We start from the raw sequence: 18,885 nt of genomic DNA, 5'->3' as shown, positions 1-18,885 counted from the left end.
GGGCGTCGACACGCTGTGGCTGGCCATTCGGCGATAGACAAAGCATGTGACGGCTAGCAGTGACCCGAAAGCGGCGACCTTCATGGGACTCGTCCGCACTGTATGTGACAGGATCCATCGTGGGCTGTTCCACATGCCTTCCCTGCTTCCTCCGGAGCAGCAGGGAAGGCTCTTGCGGGCCTGTTTCGAGCACAAGCACAGACGACCCGATCCGTGGGGCCACGCGGTGGATCCCTACGAGGCGTTCAAGTATGCGCAGACCCTTGCTTGTGTGCCCCGGCGACAGTACCGGCGGATCGTGGACATCGGTTGCAGCGAGGGGACTTTCACCTATCTCGTGGCCGAGGCCCATCCAGCCGCGGACGTTTTGGGCGTCGACATCTCCGAGCGTGCGCTCACTCGGGCGCGAAGCCGCGCCACAGCGGCTGGCCGCGAGATCACGTTCGAAGCCCTGGATGTCCTCACTCATAGTCCTCGCCATAGGTTCGATCTCGCTTTCTGCTGCGAACTGCTCTATTACCTGGGCAGAAATGACCGACTGTCGTTGGGTTGCGCGCGGATCGCCGCGCTGCTCGCTCCGGGGGGAATGCTGGTGCTCGTTCATCCATGGCCGGAGTCCCGCGGGTTGTACCGGTCCTTCGATGACAACACGGCGCTCATCCTGCATTCCGAGCAGGTTTGGACGACATCGCATCGTCCGTTCGCTGTGACCGTATACGAACGCACCTGACGCCGCATGACGTCCTGGATCAAGAGTGGCTCGGCTTGAGCAGCGACGGCGGCAGGCCGTGGCCGCCCTCGTCCCTACAGTGTTGTGCTCCCCTGGGAGTTGCCGTTTCCCGTCCCTGGCGGGGCCAGGACCGCGGCTGCCAAGTGGTCGCGGAACCAACGGTGCCCCGGATCGGTCGAGTTGCGGGGATGCCAGGCCATTCCGAGGTCGAGTGGTGCCAGGTCGAGGGGTACGGGAAAGGTACGCAGCCCCAACGCGGAGATGGTGTCGGGGAGCCAGTCGGCCAGGCTCAGCGCAACGAGGTCGCTGTCCCGGGCGAGCATCATCGCGCTCGTATGGCTGGGTACGACGACCGCGATCCGGCGCCGCAGCCCGAGTTCCGCGAGCGCGCTGTCGATGGGCCCCAGGCGCTTGCCGAGTCGGGAGATGCCGATGTGGTCGGCCGCGGCGAAACGGCGGGCGTCGATCCGCCCGTCGAAGAGGGGATGACCGCTGCGGGCGATGCCGACCAGTCTCATCCGGGTGAGCCGCCGGGTCCGGATCTCCGGGTCCAGATTTCCGAGGACGCCGAGTTCGACGTCCACCCAGCCCTGACGCAGCCCGGGGCCGCCCTCCACCGCCTCCGGCAGGAAGACGACGTCCACGTGCGGGGCCTCCGTGTGTATCCGCTCGGTCAAGGTCCCGGCCAGCCCCACCAGGAGCAGGTCGGTGGCCTGCACAGTGAAGGTGCGCTGGAGATGCACGGCATCGAATCCAGTGCCGGGCCGCAAGACGTTGTCGCAGCCGCGCAGCAACTCGCTGACCTCCTCGCGGAGTTCCAGGGCTCGCGGGGTCGGGACCATCCCCTGGCCCGCGCGGACCAGTAGAGGGTCGCCGACGGCGCGGCGAAGCCGGGCCAGGGTACGGCTGGCGGCCGCGGGCGACGTGCCGAGTCGCTCCGCGGCGCGGGTCACGCTGTTCTCCTGGAGCAGGGCGTCCAGGGCGCGCAGCAGGTTGAGGTCCAATTGATCCTCCTGAGCTGCAATTTTGCGTATGAGTCAATTATTGGGTGCCGATCTTTGCATTGTCGCGGAATCCTCTTGCGCGGAGAGTGGGAACGTCCGCGAAGACGCGTGGCATCTCGTTCGCCCCGTTGAAGGAGCACTCCGTGCAGCAGTCCCCCCGCGCCGGTCGAGAAGGCGATGTTCTGGCCGTTGTCAGTCAGAGCGGGCCGACGGTCTCGTTCTTCGACGCCGCCTCCGACCGCCACCTCGGTACGGTGCAAGTTCTCGCAGAGCCGCACGAGTTGTGCTTCGATCCGACGCAGCGACTGCTGTGGTGCACAACGGCGTATCACTCGGGCTATTACCACGCGAACAGCGGCCGACGCACCGAGCTGACCGTCATCGACCCTGACGCGCGCCGCATCGTCGAGGTCGTCGACCTCGCTCCGGAACACGGGCCGCACGGGCTGGCGTTGGACACGGCGCGTCGTCGCCTCTACGTCAGCGTGGAGGGCTCGGCGGATCGGCCCGGCGGTGTCGTGGTGATCGACACGCAGACCCGTCGGCCCGTGGGCCGGATCGACACGGACGCGCCCGGCCCGCACTGGTTCGCCATCGATCCGGCGGGAAGGACGGGTTACGCCACCAACAAGGAGGCGCCGTTCGTGTCGGTCGTCGACCTCGTACGGGGAACGCTCACCGCGAAGGTCGAGGTGCCGGGCAGCGAGGGACTCGCCGTCTCCGACGACGGCACGCACGCCTTTGTCGCCTCGCCCTACGGTGGTTCCTTCTCCGCCACCGACGAGGATCGGCCGACCACCGGGATCCGGGTCATCGACGCGCGGACGGCGTCCGTCGTCGACACGCTGCCCACGAAGGACATCGTCCTGCCAGTGCACCTGACGTCGACGGGAAAGGTGCTCGCGGGCGAAGTGCCCATGGAATCCGACCCGGTGTCCCGACTCGGCCGCCACGCGCCGGGTCGCCTCACGGTCTTCTCCGCTGACACCCGGGAGCAACTGGGCCGGATCGAGGTGGGTCTCTGCCCGCTGACCATCACCTCGTCGCCCGACGGCCGGATCGCCTATGTGGCCTGTGTCGCCTCGTCCACCGTCGACATCGTCGACCTGGAGACTCTCCGGGGCCTGGCCCGGCTGTACATCGCCAAGCTCGGTGAGCCCGGCGCCCACGGCCTGGCCTACATCCCGCGCCCAGCCTGACCTCCCGGTCCAGCACTCAGCCACTGCCGCCCTGCGACATGCGGCGAGCGTCCCGACTCCGGCCGTTCGCGCGCACCTCCCCCACGGCATTCGCGACGCGTTCACCAGCAACACCAGCGTCGGAGTCGGCGTCGGGTCGTGCCGCTTCCGCTCATGACCGTCGCTGCCGCCCACCAACACCTCAAGGAATGGAAAAGGACAGACATGATTGTCATCACCGCACCCACCAGCGCCATCGGCCGCCTGCTCGTCGATGAACTGCTCGATCGCGGGGCGGCCCTGCGCCTCGTCGCCCGTGACCCCTCGCGGCTGGCCCCCGAGGTGCGTGAGCGGACCGAGGTTGTGGAGGGCTCGCACGGCGACGCGGCTGTCATCGACCGGGCGTGTGACGGTGCTGAGGCCGTCTTCTGGCTCGCGCCGGACGATCCGGCCGCACCGAGCGCCGAAGCCTCCTACGTCGACTTCACTCGCCCCGCGTGCGACGCGTTCACACGCCACGGCGTCAAGCGCGTGGTGGGCATCTCCGCGCTGGGCCGTGGGACGCCGATGGCCGACAGCGCCGGCCTGGTCACCGCGTCGCTGGCGATGAACGACCTGATCGCCGCCTCGGGCGTCGCCTACCGGGCGGTGGTATGCCCGTCATTCATGCACAACCTGCTCCACCAGGTCGGCGCGATCAAGGAACAGGGCATGTTCTTCATGATGATCGACCCGGACCTGAAGAGTCCCACCGTCGCCACCCGTGACATCGCGGCCACCGCCGCACGGCTGCTGCTCGACGGCTCATGGGAGGGGTCAGGCCAGGTCCCCTGCCTCGGGCCCGAGGACCTGTCGCCCAACGAGATGGCGCGGATCATCTCCGAGGTCCTCGGCACCGAGATCGGCTACCGGCAGATTCCGGGAGCGGCGCTCAAGGAGCGCATGACCGGCTTCGGTATGACCGACGGGATGGCGCAGGCGATGGTCGCCATGTTCGACGCCAAGAACAAGGGCCTCGACCAGGCCGAGCCGCGCACCGCGGAGTCGACGACCCCGACGACGTTCCGGCAGTGGTGTGAGGAGGTCCTCAAGCCGGCCGTCACGGCCTGAGTCCGCAGCCCAACGATTTGCCCACTGATCACTTCGCACCTGCGCCGCTCGCCGGCGCGGAGTGACCGGTGGGCGTTGGCAGGCGGTGGGGCGAGTGACCAGCGTCCGGATCTCCGCCAGACCAGCACCGCAGATCACGCAGCGCTGCGAACTCCGTTGCGGCCTGGGGCTGGTGGGATGTGCGGCACGGCATCTGGACGTCGCCGAGGCAGGGGCCCACCACGGGCCTGCGGGCCCATTGGGCTACACCATTTCGCTGCTCAGGGGTGCATGCGCGCGCCTTTGAGTACCTTGTCCACCGCGTTGCGCGGCCCGTAGACGGCCATCCCCACCAGATCGAGTTGGTCCCTGCCCACGGCCTGTACAGCTGCCCGGTTGTCCCGGTCGTTGCCCGTGCTGAACAGGTCCGAGGTGAACACAGCGGTCTGCAGTGAGCGGGACAGCGCACGATGGTGCGCGGTGGTCAGCATCTCCTTCGTGCCCTCGAAGACCAGCACGGGCTGGCGGATCATCGGCAGATACGCCGTGCCGTCGGCGTCCGCGTACGGCTCGCCGATCACCTCGGGCGACGCCGTACCCAGCCCGCTGATCACGAAGGCGGTGACGTTCAGCCGCTGCCATGGCTCCAAGTCGTCCCGCAGCAGGACGGCGATCTTCGTGTCGAAGCGAACAGGCGCGCTCTGTGTTCCCGCGCCGTTCCCGACCCCGGCCCACGTCTCGTTCTCATCCCTCGTTCTCATGCTGTGAGACTGCAGGCCGCGTGCCTTCGCCGTCTTGTACGTTCTTTGCGTGACAGGCTGGCAGGAGATATCTGCTTGGCGCCCGTCGGTCCCGGGCGTCACGGAGGTGTTCCACGCTCACTTCACCGAGCACGCGTACCCCATGCACGTCCACGACGCATGGACGCTGCTGATCGTCGACGACGGTGCCGTCCGCTACGACCTGGACCGCCACGAGCGCGGCACCCCGAACGACACCGTCAGCCTGCTCCCGCCGCAGGTTCCGCACAACGGCTCGCCCGCCACCGCTCAGGGCTTCCGCAAGCGAGTGCTCTACCTCGACATGACGCAGCTGGACGAGAGCTTCATCGGGGCGGCGGTCGACGGTCCGGACGTCGCTGACCCCCTGCTGCGCAGGCGCGTCGGACAGTTGCACGCAGCCCTCGCCAACCGCGGGGACGAACTTGAGGCGGAGAGCCGTCTGGCGCTCATCAGCCAGCGACTGCGCGAGTGCCTGCGCCCGAGGCTGGCCGTCGGCGGCCCGCTGCCCGACCGCGGAGTCGCCCGGGACCTGCGTGACGTACTGGACGAGCGACTGCTTGACGGCATCACTTTGGCGGAGGCCGGGCGGCTGCTCCACGCCCATCCCACGCATCTCGTACGTGCCTTCGGCGCCGCGTTCGGCATCGCACCCCACCAATACGTGACGTCCCGCCGCGTCGACCTCGCCCGCCGTCTGCTCCTCGACGGACGGCCCGCGGGCGAGGTGGCGTCCGCCGCCGGCTTCTACGACCAGTCCCACCTCACTCGGCATTTCAAGCGGGTCCTGGGCATCACACCGAGCCGGTACGCCCGTACTGCTGCGGCCGGTTGACGAGCGTTCGTCGCCTGGACAGCAGGGCTGAGCGGACGTTGGCCGTCAGTCGAGTTCGATGTTGAAGTCCCAGATCGCCACGACCTTGCCGTCGTGGCGCCAGGTCAGCTGTGCGGCGCCGGAGTGGTACGTGCCCGACAGCACCAGGTTCGCGGACTTTCCCGAGGCGGCGGTGACGGCCGTGGGGCCGGTGGGTGTGAGGGAGATGTCCTTGCCCTGCTCGTCGCGGGAGGAGAAGTCGCCGGCCTTGACGGTGAGCGGCCCGGTGGCCTGGCTGACGGTTACGGTGATCGTCCCCTTCGCGTGGTCGAGCACCTTGCCGCTCGCTGAAGGAAGGTCCTCGACCGGCCCGCTCGCCACCACCAGGGCGGTGACGCCGGGCAGTTGGGCGCGGATGGGTGCACCCATCGCCACCAGTTGCAGATGGTGCTCATCGGCCGTCGGAGTGGCCTGCCCGGCGGGCTGCGACGGGATCGGCACGGCGCCCAGACGGTGGACGGTGCTGGCCGCGTCGCCGTTGCCGTCGGTGGACGACGGGTGGCTGGCACAGCCCGCCAGCAGCGCCAGCACGGCGCAGGCCGGCAGGGCCAGGCGCGGGAGGGGGAGAGCGCGCCGGAGGCCGGGCCGACCGAGGTCGGCCCGGCGAGGCGCCGCGATGCGCGCAGCGTTCATCAGTTGCGTGGTCCTTGCGGGGATCGGTCGGTCAGTGTCCGGCGGGTGACGGGTTGACGATCGGGTGTTCCGCCTCGTGGCTGCTGGCCACGGCGGGGTAGACGACGCTACCCGAGGCGGCGGGAGGCAGGGCGCGACCGGATGGGTTGTTGTAGACATCGGCGCCGAAGGGGCGCAGGCCGTCGGCGCCGGCGTAGCCGAGGTGGCCGTGGCCGTCGGTGCCGCCGTGGTCGATGCCGAAGAGGTCTTCCATGCTGCGCAGCCAGCTGTAGTGGTTGTAGGGCTGGTCGCTGATGGACCCTGGCTTGATGAACCGGGAGATGAGCACGGAGCCGGTGATGCCGCCGCCGGGCGTGGTGTCCTGCCCGAACGCCTGGAAGCCGGGCTGGGTGGTGTTGGGGCCGGGCAGCTCGTTGCAGCACGCGACGATCGACTGGGAGGTGTCCGTCGGTGTGTTGAGCGACTTGTCGGCGTTGCCGGTGTAGTCGGCGATGGAGTTGCCGTACATCTTGTAGGGCGGGAAAGCCTCGTCGAAGACGATCTGGATCATGCCGTCGTGCTGGAAGGCGGGCGAGGACATGATCTGCGGGATGACCTTCTCCAGGAACAAGTCCGAGGCGTACAGGCCGCCTTGGTGGTTGTTCGGGTCACCGGAGAGGTTGTCGCCCTTGCAGGTGGCGTCGTGCGCGTCGGAGCAGTTGTCCGGAGTGATCCAGGAGAACCGGGGTGTGGTGGCCTCGTGCTTGAGGTCCTGGACGAGGCTGTTCTCCGCGCGGTGGCCCTTGGTGGCGGGCAGTCCGTTCAGCGGGACGACGTTCGCGCAGTCCTTGGGGTTGTCGAAGACCGAGTGGAACCAGGCGGCCGGGTTGTGCTTGGGCACGTACTGGTCGCTGGCGGTGGCGCTGCCGGGGTCGGGGACACCGGCGCCGGACGGGTTGCCGGGGATGCCGCACTGGTAGGCGTTCTCCCTGGTGGGGTTCTTGCCCATGTCCTGGGCGTAGACCTTCCAGGGCACGTGCTTGTCGTCGAGCTGGTTGAACAGCGTCTTGACCGACCTGGGGTAGACGCAGCCGGAGGAGGCGAGCGTCTGGCCGTCCGCGGCGGGGGTGCCGGGGGTGACGTTCTTGTACTGCGGACAGTCGTTCTGGTTGTCCGGAGCCGGTGCCTGGCCGGAGACCAGGCTGATGTAGTTGTCCAGGCTGTAGTGGCCGGTGCCGTAGTACTGGCGCAGCAACTCCCCGTATCTGGGGAGTGTCTTCCACAGGTAGCTGTTCTGGTTCAGGCCGGTGAACGTCGACTCGTAGGACTTGTTCTCCAGGATGATCGTCCACACGTGGCCGATCTTGTGGGCCGTGGGCCGGTTGTCTTCCTGGGCCGAAGCCGAAGCCGGGGCCAATGTGGCCGCCGCCATCGTCAACGCCACCCCGGCGGCCAGGCGTTGCCACCGGCGGCCGAGCGCGAACCCTGCCATAACGCTCCTTCAACATGACCGAGCGGCGAAGGCACTCTTCGCCGACCTCATGCACTCTGCACCAACGTCGGGACATACAACCAAGGTTCGAACGAACATTCAGGTAACCGAAAGATAAACAAAAGGTGACGTGGTGTCGAGGATGCGATGCGGTTGGTCCGCAGATCAAGTACCCGCCGCGGACGCGAGATTGGCTTCGGCGCCCATGGCCTACTGTCGCCAAGCGGTCGGGTGCCCGCTGGTGGAGGCCGGTCAGAACTCCGGCCGCCCCGTGGGCACTTCGCGGCCCGGTGGGCTCTCGCCCGGGACCGCCTTCGGCCAGCTCTGGTCGACCGCCTTCCGCGCCTTCTCCAGCTGCGCGTCCGTCGGAAACTCGGGCGTCCCCTCCACCGTCGGCAGTTTCGCGGCGGCCGCCTTGTCCAGGGTGCCGTTCTTCGCCATCGCCGCCATCAGCACCGGGCGTGCGTAGCCGCGCAGTCGCAGGTTCTGGCCCTCGGGGCTGAAGAGGTATTCCTCCCACAGCCGTGCGGCGGCCGGGTGCGGGGCGTTCTTGTTGACTGCCTGCGCGTAGTACTGGGCGAAGCTGCCGTCGAAGGGGATCGAGACCTGCCAGTCGACGCCCTTGCCGCGGAGCTGGTCGGTGTAGCCGAGGTTGACGTAGTCCCAGTTGATGGCGATGGGAGTCCGGCCGTTGTCGACCGTGGCCGAGGTGGACGGCACGGGGTTGAGGTTGCCGATCCTGTTCAGCTTGGCGAAGAAGTCGAGACCGGGCTGGATGTTGTCGAACGACCCGTTGTTCGCCAAGGCGGCGGCGTAGACGCTGGCGAAGGCGGTACCGGAGCGGGTCGGATTGCCTTCCAGCGCGACCTTGCCCCTGTACTCGGGACTCAGGAGCTCGGCGAAGGTCTGGGGGCAGGGCCTGACACGCCTCGCATCGCAACCGATGGAGATGTAGCCCCCGTAGTTGTTGTACCAGCGGGCCCGCGGATCCTTCTGACTGCTCGGGATCGCGTCGTACTCGGTGACCTTGTAGGGGGCGAGCAGCTTCTGCTCTGAGGCCGCCCGCGCGAACGTGTCTCCCACGTCGACCACGTCGGGGGCGTCGGGCCGGCTTCCACTCCGCGCCACGGCGCTTACCTCGTCCTCGCTGTGGCCGTTCGGATTGCTGACCGTGACCTTGATGCCGTACTTCTTCTCGAAGCCGTCGATCAGGCCACCGTAGTCGGCCCAGTCGCGCGGGAGCGCGATCGTGTTGAGCCCGCCTTCCTTCCTGGCCGCGCTGATCAGTGCGGCCATGCCGCCAACGTCCGCGGCGGACGTGGCCACTGATGGCTTCTCGGGTTTGGCGGGCGGTGTGGGGCCGCAGGCGCTCAGTCCCAGGGCGGCGAGCGCGAGGCAGCCGAAGGCGGTTTCCGCTCGGACGCGAGGTGTGGTCACGACGGCTCCAGGCCGGGCAGACAGGGGCGAGCGGTTGTCACCGGTGGACGCCTGGTCGTTGACGGGTCCCTCGCTTCGCGGCGTTGAGTCACTGATGAACTCCCCTGACGCGAGTCGCCGTTGCTGTTTGTCGAGTGCTGGTCGTGCGGCCCCGTCCCGGAGTTCCCGGAGGCTGTCAGGCCGAGGTCGTCGGCCACCAGGGCGGTGCCGTTGTGGAGGGCGTGCTCGGCCCAGATGACTTTGCCGGTGGGGGTGTAGCGGGTGCCCCATCGATCGGCGAGCTGGGCGACCATGAAGAGGCCGCGGCCGCCCTCGTCAGTGGCCTGGGCGCGGCGCATGCGGGGCGAGGTGCTGCTGCCGTCGGACACCTCGCAGATGAGGGTGCGGTCGCGCAGCAGCCGGACGGTGATGGGTTCGGTGCCGTAGCGGACGGCGTTGGTGATCAGTTCGCTGAGGGTGAGTTCGGCGGCGAAGGCGATGTGCTCCAGGCCCCACTCCTCCAACTGGCGGACACAGGCGTTGCGCACCGGCGGCACCGCCGCGGGATCACGGGGCACGTCCCACTCGGCGACCTGGTTGGGGGCGAGGCGGTGGGTACGGGCCACCAGCAGCGCGACGTCATCCCTGGGTTGGGCGGGCAGCACGGCCTCCATAACCGCCGCGCAGGTGGCCTCCGGGGTGCGGTCCGGCCCGGCCAGGGCACCGCGCAGGGCCTCCAGCCCGGTGTCCAGGTCACGATCGCGGTCCTCGACGAGGCCGTCGGTGTAGAGCACCAGCCGGGAGCCCTCGGGCACGGTCAGCTCAGCGCTCTCGAAGGGCAGCCGGGCGCCCAGGCCCAGCGGCGGGTTGATGGGCACCTGGGGGAAGCCCGCGCTCCCGTCGGGGTGGACCACCGCCAACCCCGGATGGCCCGCGGTGGCGGTGACCACCTGTCCGGAGACGGGGTCGTAGACCGCGTACTGGCAGGTGGCGCCGATGATCCCCGGCGCGCCCGCACCCGCGGCCTCCTCGGCATCGATCCTGGCCACCAGCTCGTCGAGACGGCCGAGCAACTCGTCGGGAGGCATGTCCAGGGCGGAGAAGTTGAGAACGGCGGTGCGCAGCCGACCCATGGTGGCCGCGGCGTGCAGGCCGTGGCCGACGACGTCGCCGACCACCAGGGCCACCCGGGAGCCCGACAGCGGGATGACGTCGAACCAGTCGCCGCCGACCCCGGCATGGGCGGGAAGGTAGCGGTAGGCCACATCGAGGGCGGTCTGCGCGGGCAGTTCGCGGGGGAGCAGGCTGCGCTGCAGGGTGACGGCCATGGCGTGCTCGCGGGTGTAGCGGCGGGCGTTGTCGATGCACACCGCTGCCTGGGCGGCCAGTTCCTCGGCGACGGACACGTCCTCCTCCTCGAACCGCGGGGAGGCGTTCGCCCGCCAGAAGGCGACCGTCCCGAGCACCACTCCACGGGCCCGCAACGGGACCACGAGCAGGGAGTGGACGCCGTGGTCGAGGATCCGCTCGGCACGTTCGGGGTCCTGCGCCCGCCAGCCGTCGGAGGTGCTCAGGTCCGCCGCGAGGACCGCCCGACCGCTGACGACGCCCGCGGCGATGGGGTGGGAGGTGGAAAACCGGATCAGCTTGCCGACAGGGTAGAAGGGACCGTCCTCCTGCAGGCCCGCGGCGGCGGTCCGGCGTATCTCGGTGCCCGCACCGGGCGGCTCCTCACCCCGCAGGACGGGATCGAAGAGCTCGACGGTGGCGATGTCCGCGAACCGGGGGACCGCCACGTCCGCCAGCTCCCGCGCGGTACGTTGCACATCCAGCGTGGTCCCGACACGTCCCCCGGCGTCGTAGAGCAGCTTCAACCGCTCACGGGCCGTCTCGGCCCTACCGTAGAGGGCCCGCAGCTCGGTGGTGTCACGTAGCGTCACCACACTGCCGGCCGAGCCGGCGGGTGCGGCCAGCCGCTTGCTGACCGCCAGCAGCCGGTCGGCCACCAGGTACACCTCGTCGGTGGCCGCACGGTCGGAGGTCAGCAGTTCGGCGAGGTCCGCCTCCAGCCCCAGATCGGTGACGTGGCGCTGCTCCGCGTCCGCCGGCAGTTCCAGCAGCCGTCGCGCCTCGTCGTTGGCCAGCACCAGCCGACCGTCACCCCCGATGATCAGCACGCCCTCCCGTACCGCGTGCAGGACAGCGTCGTGGTGCTCGTACATCCGGGTCATCTCAATCGGGCCCAGGCCGTGCGTCTGGCGCCGCAACCGTCGGCTCACCAGACCTGCCCCACCCGCGGCGATGACAAGGGCCCCGGCCGCGCTGCCGAACAGCACCGGCACCTGCCGGCTCACCCTGTGCTGCACCCTCTCGACCGTCAGCGGGCAGGAGACGATGGCGACGACGGAGCCGTGGACGTCCTTGACGGGAACCGCCGAGATCACCGAGAGCCCCAAGGAGCCCTGGAAGGTACTGGTGAACGGCTGCCCGGCCGCGGCCTGTGCGTAGGGGCCGATGACGCGCTTCCCGATCTGGCTCGGATCGCTGTGGGTGAGGGTGATCCCGTCCAGCTTGTACACGATGATCGCGTCGACACCGGCGGCCTTCCGGGCCGCCTCGGCGCTCGGCTGCAGCACCGCGGTGGGATTCGGGCTGGCCAGCGCCGCCAGGATCCCGGGGGAGTTCGCGAACGATTCCGCGACGGCAAGGGTCCGGTCACGGGCGTCGGCCGTGCTGTCGTGCTGTGCCTGCACCACGAGGGCGGCCAGCGCGGCGGCGACGACCAACACCACGACCGCCGACTGCAGGAGGAACACCTGCCCGGCGAGGCTGCGCACGCCCACCAGGGAGCCCATACGGCCAAGCAGCCACCGGGCCTTCCCCTGGTGCGGTCGGCTGTGTTCCGGGTGCTTTCCACGTCTTGGATGGGGAGGCTGGCCGGGCACATGGGTTCCTTCGGACGAGCTACGCCCAAAGGGCCCGGAACCTCCGCACATAACACCATTTCTATCGCTTCTGCGTCCCGATCACAGGGCGATCGAGTCGGAGCCAGCCGTTCCGGCGGCGTAGGAGGCCGCTGCCGTTGGTGTCCGTGCGCCGTCTGGGGGACGGGACCACCCGTTACCAGACGGCGGGATGGCGCGGCGACCGCGCCGGTCTATCCAAGGAACGCGCCGCCGACCAGCAGAGCGGCGACCAGGGCGGCCACGAGGGCGTAGCGCCATTCGCCGGCCTTGAGCCAGCGGGCGACCGTGGTGATGACCCCCAGTGCGGGGGCGGTGGCGAGTGCGATCACTCCGATGCCGAGCAGTAGGGAGCCGGTTCCGCCCTGGGAACCGAGCGCGGTGAGTGGTAGGCCGCGGGCGGTGCGGTCACCGGTGGCGAGGCTGACGACCAGGCCCGTCAGGATCAGCGCCAGGGCGAGGGCGCAGACGCCGGTGAGGACGGTGGCCGCGATGCGGTTGGTCCGGCTTTCCCGCGCGATCCGCGCCCGCAGGGTTCCGGTGGCCTGGTCTGCGGAGGTGCTCGTGGACGAGTCGGCCTCAACCTCGCTGTGCGGCTGCGTTGACGCGGCAGTGAACGGCTTACGCGATTTGGCGTCAGACATGGAGGACTCCCAAGGCGCCGAGCAGGAAGGAAAGTCCGGAAGCCAGGACGGTGGCCATGTAGACCGCTTCTATGCCCCGCACCGAGACCCTGCCGGACAGTTGCGATCCGAGGTACGAGCCGAGCGTGATGCCCAGGACGACGGGGGCGATCAGAAGCGGTTGGACGACGCCGGCCGCGTAGTAGACAACGAAGCTCGCCACAGCGGTGATACCGATCATGAACTGGCTGGTGGCGGTCGCTACGCGAACGGGAACGTGCATCCCCGTTGTCATCGCGGGCACTTTGAGGAAGCCGCCTCCGATGCCGAGCATCCCCGAGAGCATCCCGGCCACCAGCGAGGCACCAGCGCCGATGATCGGGCGTCGACCGCGGTAGCGGACGGCGGTGCCGTCGGTCTCGTCGGCGATCAGTCCGTCCAGCGCGCAGTCACCCTCGATCGCACGCAGCCCGTGCTGGGTCAGTGCGTCGGGTGGTGGCCCTGCCGGACGGGACGCGCCCACCGGTGCCGGTGTGTGTCGCGGCGCACGCCGCTTGCGCTGCCTGGTCAGTTCGGCGGAGAGGAACTGGGAGGCGCCGAAGACGGCTTCCAGGGCGGGGCGTGGGATGAAGGCGGTGACGAGGCTGCCGGTGATGCCGCCGACCGTGGTGGCCACCTCCAGGCTGAAGGCGAGCCTCTTGTGCGTCAGCCCCTGCCGTAAGTAAGTCGCCGACCCCATGGCCGAGTTGGCGATCACGGCGGCCAAGGACACCGCCACGGCCGTGCGGAACGGTACTCCGTACCCGAGCACGAGAGCGGGGACGACGATCGCTCCTCCGCCGATTCCAGATAATGCTCCGACTCCCCCCGCTGCCACGCCCATCAGCAACAGCACGGTGAGGTTCAGCGAAGACAGTGTCATAAGCGCATGCCTTTACCTTCTTGGGAAGTTCGCCGTTTTCCGGCGAGGAAGCGTAGCGGGTTCGGCTCCGGGCTAGCCTGTCCCATATCCCGCTCGGCGGGTACCCGGTGTGAGACATGGCCGGATATCAACGGCCGACCAACGCCACGCCCCTTGCGGGCGTTAACGCCGAACGCCGGTGCCGGACCACGGTCGTCCAGCGGTCGCCGCCACTGCCAACTCCCCTCTCGGGTGGCCGGTGCAGGCCCCCCACCAGGGCGGACAGGCCGCTCCTCAGAGTAGGCGGGGCTGAGGCGCCAGTACTGAAAGGCCTGCTGGGTTACCGGAAGTACAGGGGAGTTCGGCCCGCGACGTCAATGTCGGCACCCTCGGTTGCTGTGATGTACAGCATCCGCCGACAACCGGCCATTCAATGTGTGGTGTAACCGCAACGTAATGACCGGATGGCATGGTCTGAGTGGGACTGTTTCAGTCACCACGCAACGGAACTTCGAGTTGAAAGGCCCACCCGTCACCATGTCGAACTTAGCCGCGCCCGTGCCAGCCGCCGCCGTCACACTGGTCGAAGACGCCGATACCGAGGCGTTTATCCGCACGGTTTCCCGTTTCGCGCAGGAACGACTGGCACCGGTGGCCGAGGCCATCGACCGCAGCGACGACATCGGCGAGGAGTTGTTCGCGGAAATGGCCGGCCTCGGCCTGTTCGCCAACGCCTTTCGTTACGACTCCGACCAACCGCACGGCGGCGCCGAGCGCCTGTACTTCCTGCTGCGCGTCTTCGAGGAGTTGGCCCGGGTGTCGCCGACGGTCGCCAAGGCTGTCATGGACCAGAACCTCGGGCAGATCGGCATGTTGCGCGAGTACGCGCCCGAAGCGCTGCGGGACTCCTACCTCCAGCAGATCGCCGCAGGTGACAAGTACGCGGCCTTCGCGATGAGCGAGCCGCAGACCGGGTCGAACATCGCCCGGTTCAGCACCGTCGCCACCCCTGTCGACGGCGGCTTCCGGATCAACGGCCACAAGGACTGGATCACCGGTGCCGCGCACCGCCTGGTGCACTTCGTGGTGGCCAAGCCCGCAGCCGACTCCCGGCAGATCGGCCTCTTCCTCGTTGACCGCACCCTGCTCGGCCCGCAGGGCGGCACGGTGGAAATCGACGACCGCAAGCAGAAGCTCGGCCTGCGCGGCCTCGGCGAGTACCACGTCCACTACAACGATGTGTTCGTCCCGCACGAGCGGGTGGTACTCGACTTCGACCGGGGCTCGCTTCGCCGGGTGATGCGGCACTACAACGCCAAACGCCTCGGCCAGGCGGCCATTTGTATCGGCCTGTCGAAGTCCGCGTTGCGTACTGCCTTCGACTACACCAGCCAACGCCACCCGGCAGGATCCCCTCCCCAGCTGACCATGCGGACCACGCTCGCCCCGCTCGTCAGCGAGGTGAAGGCGGCCGAGTCGATCACCACGTGGGCCGCCGGGGAACTGGCGGCCGGTGACCACACCGGCGCACCGAGCGCCATGGCCAAGTACGTCGCCGGCGAACTGGCGATCCGGGTCACCAACGCGGCAGCCCAGATGTGTGGTGCCAACGGGCTGTCAGACAAGTTGCCGCTGGCCCGGCTGATGCGCGATGCCCGCATGCTGACGATGGCGGGTGGCGCCTCCGAGGTGCTGCGCGGCACGGTGGCCCACAACCTCGAACGGCTGCTCGCCTGAACCTCGTTGCGGACAGACACCACCGCGCAGTGCCACAGGCGCATCAGACACGCTTCACATCACCGTCGAACGCACATCGAGGGAGGAGCCTTGCGAGTTGCCACCGTCCGGTTGGCAGGCAGGGAACGACTGGCATTCGTCAGCGAGGACCACGGCCACCTCGTCGTCCCAGAGGACGACGGCACCCAGCCACGCACCGTACCGGAGCTGATCCAAGCCGGTCCCGACCTCTGGCACGAGGCCCAGCGGAAGGCCGGGGAAGGCCATCGGATTCCCATCAGCGAGGCCGAACTGCTGGCACCGCTGCCACGCCCGGAGAAGAACCTGTTCGCCCTCGGACTCAACTACACCGACCACGGGGAGGAGGCGTACCAGAAGGCGGGTCGGCCTTACCGGCGCCCGAAGCACCCGGTGGTGTTCACCAAGGACAGGGTCAGCGTGGCCGGACCCCACGGCCCGATCGCACTCGACTACTCCCTGTCCCAGGAGTTCGACTGGGAGGTCGAACTCGCCGTGGTCATCGGCCGCCACGCCCGTAAGGTCGCCGAGAGCGAAGCGTTCGAGCACGTCTTCGGCTACTGCGTCGCCAATGACATCACCGCGCGGGACCTGCAAACCCGGCACAGGCAGTACTACCTGTCGAAGAGTCTGGCCGCCAGCTGTCCGCTGGGCCCGTGGATCACCACCGCCGACGAAGTCCGTGACCCCCACGACCTGGCGATCACGCTGACCCTCAACGGCGAGCCACGGCAGACCTCTTGTACCAGCCAGATGGTCTTCGGGGTAGCCCGGACGATCGCGGAGATCTCCCGCATCGTGCCACTCGAACCCGGCGACATCATCCTAACGGGCACCCCGGCCGGTACCGGATTCGCCGCCCAACCGCCCCGGTACCTCAAGCCGGGCGACTCCGTGGAGTGCTCGATCGAGGGGCTCGGGACGCTCTCGAACCGGATCGCGGCTTCGGACTTCTGACGTCAGGCCGTGAACGCCGTTCCTCGCGCCTTTCGGCGGGGACGACGGTGGAGCGGGTCGCGGTCCCCGCGGCCCGCTCCCGCCACATCCAACAGGCCGACCGACCAGCACCCGGTTTGCGGACGGTGGTTCGCGTTCATGATGTCGGCCGGTGCGGATGGTCGTTGAGGAAGGCCAGGACGGCGGCCGCGAGTTCGGGGCTGGTGAACGCGGTGAAGTGGTCGCCGGGCACTCGGGCGAACCGCGCGTCGGGAAGTGCCGCGGCCAGCTCCTGCGCGGTCGAGTGACTGTTGTCCTGGTTGCCGACCGCCACCAGGGTGGGTGCCGTGACCTGGTCCAACGCGGTGTTCGGCGTCGCGACGAGGGTGTCCAGGACATGGCGGAGTGCGCGCGGGTCACCGCCCAACTGGTTGATCCAGTGCGCCAGTTCCTCCTCCGGTGACCCGGGCGCGATGGTCTCCTGGTCGGCGAGGGCGCTCAACACCCGGCGGTACCGGCCGGTGCGGCTGGTGACTGTGTTGATGGCGTCGAGTCCTTGACCCGCCACGATGGCGCGAGCCGGTCGGGCACCGCGGACCAGCATGCGCAGCACGATCCGTCCGCCCAGCGAGTATCCACCGAGGTCGTAGTCCTCGAGTCCAAGCCAGTCGATCAGTGCGAGCCCGTCGTCGACCAGGGCATCGGGCGGGTAGCACGCCGGATCGTGGGGACGCGAACTGTCCCCGTGACCGCGCAGATCCGGAAGGATGACGCGGTAGCCATGCTCGGCGAGGACGGCCGCAGGGCCGTGGTGGATCCACTGCGGCCCGGTGGACGTGAACCCGTGGAGCAACACAACGGGCCGACCGCTGCCCGTCTCCCGGTAGGCGAGTTCCAGGCCGTCACGGCCAGGGAAGTGGTGCACAGGTGGTTCGGCCATCTCATGGTGTCCTTGTCGTTTCCCTTGGGTTGGGGGCGGGGTCTACGCGGGGCGGCGGCCCCAGCAGGTGATGAGTGGGGCGGTGGTGACGTCCAGGTCCTCACCGCGGAGGTTGGCCAGGTGCTGGTCGATCTCCGCCTCGGTGGCCAGTCCGTTCGCCACCAACTGCTGGCGCAGCTGACGTACGGTGGCGGCCTCCAGCTCCCGGCAGGCTGGTGAGGTGAGGGGGAAGTAGCCTTCGGCCCGGACGTCGCCCAGCCCAGCGCCGCGCAGCAGGGCGGCCAGGGAGCGGCCGAAGGCGAGGTCCACACCCCGCTGGGCGAGCAACGTACGGAAGCCGCGGCGGATGTGGTTCGCCAGTTCCTCGGCCCGGCCCCGCTCGTCGGGGCAGGCCAGCGGCTGGAGCGCCGGGTCGGCGTCCTCCACCACCAGCCAGCCGCCGGGCCGCACCGCCGCGGCCAACCTGCGCAGCACCTCGGCCCGCTCGGGCAGATGGACCAGTACCAGACGCGCGTGCACCAGGTCGAAGTCCCCGGCCGGCGGCTCGTCCTTCGCCACGTCGTGCCGCCGCACCTCCACCGGGGCGGTCAGACCGGTCAGCCAGGAGGTTTCGATGTCCGTCGCCAGTACGAGCCCGGTGGACCCGACGCGTTCCGCGAGCGCCGCGGGAATCGAGGTCCCGCCCGCTCCCACCTCCCAGCAGCGCCATCCGGCCGTCAACCCAAGCCGGTCGAGGTGGTCGCGCGTCCAGGGATCGAAGATCTCGGCAAGGGCATCGAACCGGCGACCGGCCTCGCGTTGCCGGTTGTCCAGCAGATAACCGTCCTCATGGGTCATACGGCCCATCGTTCCCTACAACGGCGGCACCTCCGGCAGCGGCACACCTCCGCTGTCCAGACCCGTGCCGTCCGTGCGGCCGGTGAGCCAGCCGACGAGGGCGGAAGGGGAGCCGGTGACCGTGAGCGGCGGGCCGTCCGTGCGGCCGGTTGACCAGCGTTCGCCGTCTTCGGTGGCCAGGACCAGGGCGGGCACCTTGGGGTGGCCGGCGAACTTCACCGTTGCCAGGAAGCCCAGTTCGGCCGTGACGAACCCGGGTGGGAGCTGGTCGACGGTGTAGCCGACGTCAAGGTCCACATGGTGCAACTCGACCTCGGCCAGCCGTCGTAGGGCCAGCCGGTCGGCGCGTTCGACGACGCCGTTGCGCATCTCGACCTCGTAGCCGTAGCGGTCGGCGGGCAGTGCGGCGGCGGCCGCGTCGAAGCGGGTGGCGGTGGCGCGCAGGTCGGTCAGATGCTCGGCCAACGGCCGGTCGGCGCCGCGCTCGATGTCGGCGGCGCGGGCGTCGGCGCTGGCGTACATCGGCGTGCGGACGTCGGTACGCGCCCAGTTGAGGAGGTTGACCAGGGCGTCGGCGTTGCGTGCGAGGTGCGCGAGTACATGGCCTCGCGTCCAGCCGGGCAGCAGCGAGGGTTCACGGGCGGTCGAGTCGTCCAGCTTGCCGACGGAGACGAGCAGGCGGTCGGTCGCCTCGCGGACGGCTGCCGCGTCGTGCCGGAAGTCGAGCGGGGTGCCGGTCATGGTCCAAAGCTAGCG

At 69.2% G+C, this 18,885-nt stretch carries 17 protein-coding genes; 6 read left to right on the top strand and 11 right to left on the bottom strand.

The window, feature by feature from the left end; all coding sequences use genetic code 11:
* Positions 1-133 precede the first annotated feature (133 nt).
* Complete coding sequence (locus tag O5O46_RS08490) at positions 134-730, top strand: class I SAM-dependent methyltransferase (protein ID WP_269854687.1); 597 nt, start codon at positions 134-136, stop codon at positions 728-730.
* A gap of 74 nt (positions 731-804) precedes the next feature.
* On the opposite strand, the gene O5O46_RS08485 is transcribed toward O5O46_RS08490, so the two are convergent.
* On the bottom strand, positions 805-1,734 hold the full coding sequence (locus O5O46_RS08485; protein ID WP_269854686.1) for a LysR family transcriptional regulator: 930 nt from the start codon (positions 1,732-1,734) through the stop codon (positions 805-807).
* A gap of 143 nt (positions 1,735-1,877) precedes the next feature.
* On the opposite strand from O5O46_RS08485, the gene O5O46_RS08480 reads away from it, so the two are divergent.
* Together O5O46_RS08480 and O5O46_RS08475 are read left to right on the top strand one after the other, a co-directional pair.
* Entirely contained in the window at positions 1,878-2,933 is a 1,056-nt protein-coding gene (locus tag O5O46_RS08480; protein ID WP_269854685.1) for a YncE family protein, read from the top strand.
* Between the two features lie 204 nt (positions 2,934-3,137).
* Entirely contained in the window at positions 3,138-4,022 is an 885-nt protein-coding gene (locus O5O46_RS08475) for an NAD(P)H-binding protein (RefSeq protein WP_269854684.1), read from the top strand.
* Between the two features lie 260 nt (positions 4,023-4,282).
* Here O5O46_RS08475 and O5O46_RS08470 read toward each other — a convergent pair whose 3' ends face one another.
* Positions 4,283-4,762: a DUF2000 domain-containing protein gene (locus tag O5O46_RS08470; protein WP_269854683.1), complete on the bottom strand. Its 480-nt coding sequence runs from the start codon at positions 4,760-4,762 to the stop codon at positions 4,283-4,285.
* A gap of 49 nt (positions 4,763-4,811) precedes the next feature.
* Between O5O46_RS08470 and O5O46_RS08465 the strand changes: the two genes are divergently transcribed.
* Positions 4,812-5,615, top strand: a complete 804-nt coding sequence (locus tag O5O46_RS08465) for a helix-turn-helix transcriptional regulator (protein WP_269854682.1) — start codon at positions 4,812-4,814, stop codon at positions 5,613-5,615.
* A 45-nt stretch (positions 5,616-5,660) separates the two neighbouring features.
* Here O5O46_RS08465 and O5O46_RS08460 read toward each other — a convergent pair whose 3' ends face one another.
* From O5O46_RS08460 to O5O46_RS08435, 6 genes are all read right to left on the bottom strand, one after another.
* Complete coding sequence (locus O5O46_RS08460) at positions 5,661-6,287, bottom strand: hypothetical protein (RefSeq protein ID WP_269854681.1); 627 nt, start codon at positions 6,285-6,287, stop codon at positions 5,661-5,663.
* Positions 6,288-6,318: 31 nt separating this feature from the next.
* Positions 6,319-7,758, bottom strand: a complete 1,440-nt coding sequence (locus O5O46_RS08455; RefSeq protein WP_269854680.1) for an alkaline phosphatase family protein — start codon at positions 7,756-7,758, stop codon at positions 6,319-6,321.
* Between the two features lie 252 nt (positions 7,759-8,010).
* Positions 8,011-9,195, bottom strand: coding sequence for an ABC transporter substrate-binding protein (locus O5O46_RS08450; protein WP_269854679.1), 1,185 nt, complete (start codon positions 9,193-9,195; stop codon positions 8,011-8,013).
* Positions 9,192-12,029 (bottom strand): SpoIIE family protein phosphatase/ATP-binding protein, encoded by a 2,838-nt coding sequence (locus O5O46_RS08445; RefSeq protein ID WP_269854678.1) that lies wholly within the window; start codon positions 12,027-12,029, stop codon positions 9,192-9,194. Before O5O46_RS08445 ends, O5O46_RS08450 begins: the two co-directional genes overlap by 4 nt.
* 302 nt (positions 12,030-12,331) lie before the next feature.
* Positions 12,332-12,781, bottom strand: coding sequence for a hypothetical protein (locus O5O46_RS08440; RefSeq protein WP_269854677.1), 450 nt, complete (start codon positions 12,779-12,781; stop codon positions 12,332-12,334).
* Positions 12,774-13,682, bottom strand: a complete 909-nt coding sequence (locus tag O5O46_RS08435) for a sulfite exporter TauE/SafE family protein (protein WP_269854676.1) — start codon at positions 13,680-13,682, stop codon at positions 12,774-12,776. Before O5O46_RS08435 ends, O5O46_RS08440 begins: the two co-directional genes overlap by 8 nt.
* 516 nt (positions 13,683-14,198) lie before the next feature.
* Between O5O46_RS08435 and O5O46_RS08430 the strand changes: the two genes are divergently transcribed.
* On the top strand, positions 14,199-15,398 hold the full coding sequence (locus O5O46_RS08430) for an acyl-CoA dehydrogenase family protein (protein ID WP_269854675.1): 1,200 nt from the start codon (positions 14,199-14,201) through the stop codon (positions 15,396-15,398).
* Between the two features lie 90 nt (positions 15,399-15,488).
* On the top strand, positions 15,489-16,373 hold the full coding sequence (locus O5O46_RS08425; protein WP_269854674.1) for a fumarylacetoacetate hydrolase family protein: 885 nt from the start codon (positions 15,489-15,491) through the stop codon (positions 16,371-16,373).
* A 136-nt stretch (positions 16,374-16,509) separates the two neighbouring features.
* On the opposite strand, the gene O5O46_RS08420 is transcribed toward O5O46_RS08425, so the two are convergent.
* Genes O5O46_RS08420 through O5O46_RS08410 form a run of 3 tightly spaced genes read right to left on the bottom strand, consistent with a single transcriptional unit; the run spans position 16,510 to position 18,870 of the window.
* The gene (locus O5O46_RS08420; protein WP_269854673.1) at positions 16,510-17,292 is read right to left on the bottom strand and encodes an alpha/beta fold hydrolase; all 783 of its coding nucleotides are present in this window, start codon (positions 17,290-17,292) and stop codon (positions 16,510-16,512) included.
* 42 nt (positions 17,293-17,334) lie between these two features.
* Complete coding sequence (locus O5O46_RS08415) at positions 17,335-18,129, bottom strand: class I SAM-dependent methyltransferase (protein ID WP_269854672.1); 795 nt, start codon at positions 18,127-18,129, stop codon at positions 17,335-17,337.
* 15 nt (positions 18,130-18,144) lie between these two features.
* A complete protein-coding gene (locus tag O5O46_RS08410; protein ID WP_269854671.1) occupies positions 18,145-18,870 on the bottom strand; it encodes a maleylpyruvate isomerase family mycothiol-dependent enzyme in 726 nt (241 codons plus the stop codon).
* Positions 18,871-18,885: the final 15 nt, after the last annotated feature.

This window comes from Streptomyces sp. RPT161, from assembly GCF_027533845.1.
In the GTDB taxonomy this organism is placed as follows: Bacteria; Actinomycetota; Actinomycetes; order Streptomycetales; family Streptomycetaceae; genus Streptantibioticus_A; species Streptantibioticus_A silvisoli_A.
This window is presented reverse-complemented; position numbering and strand designations above follow the sequence as displayed.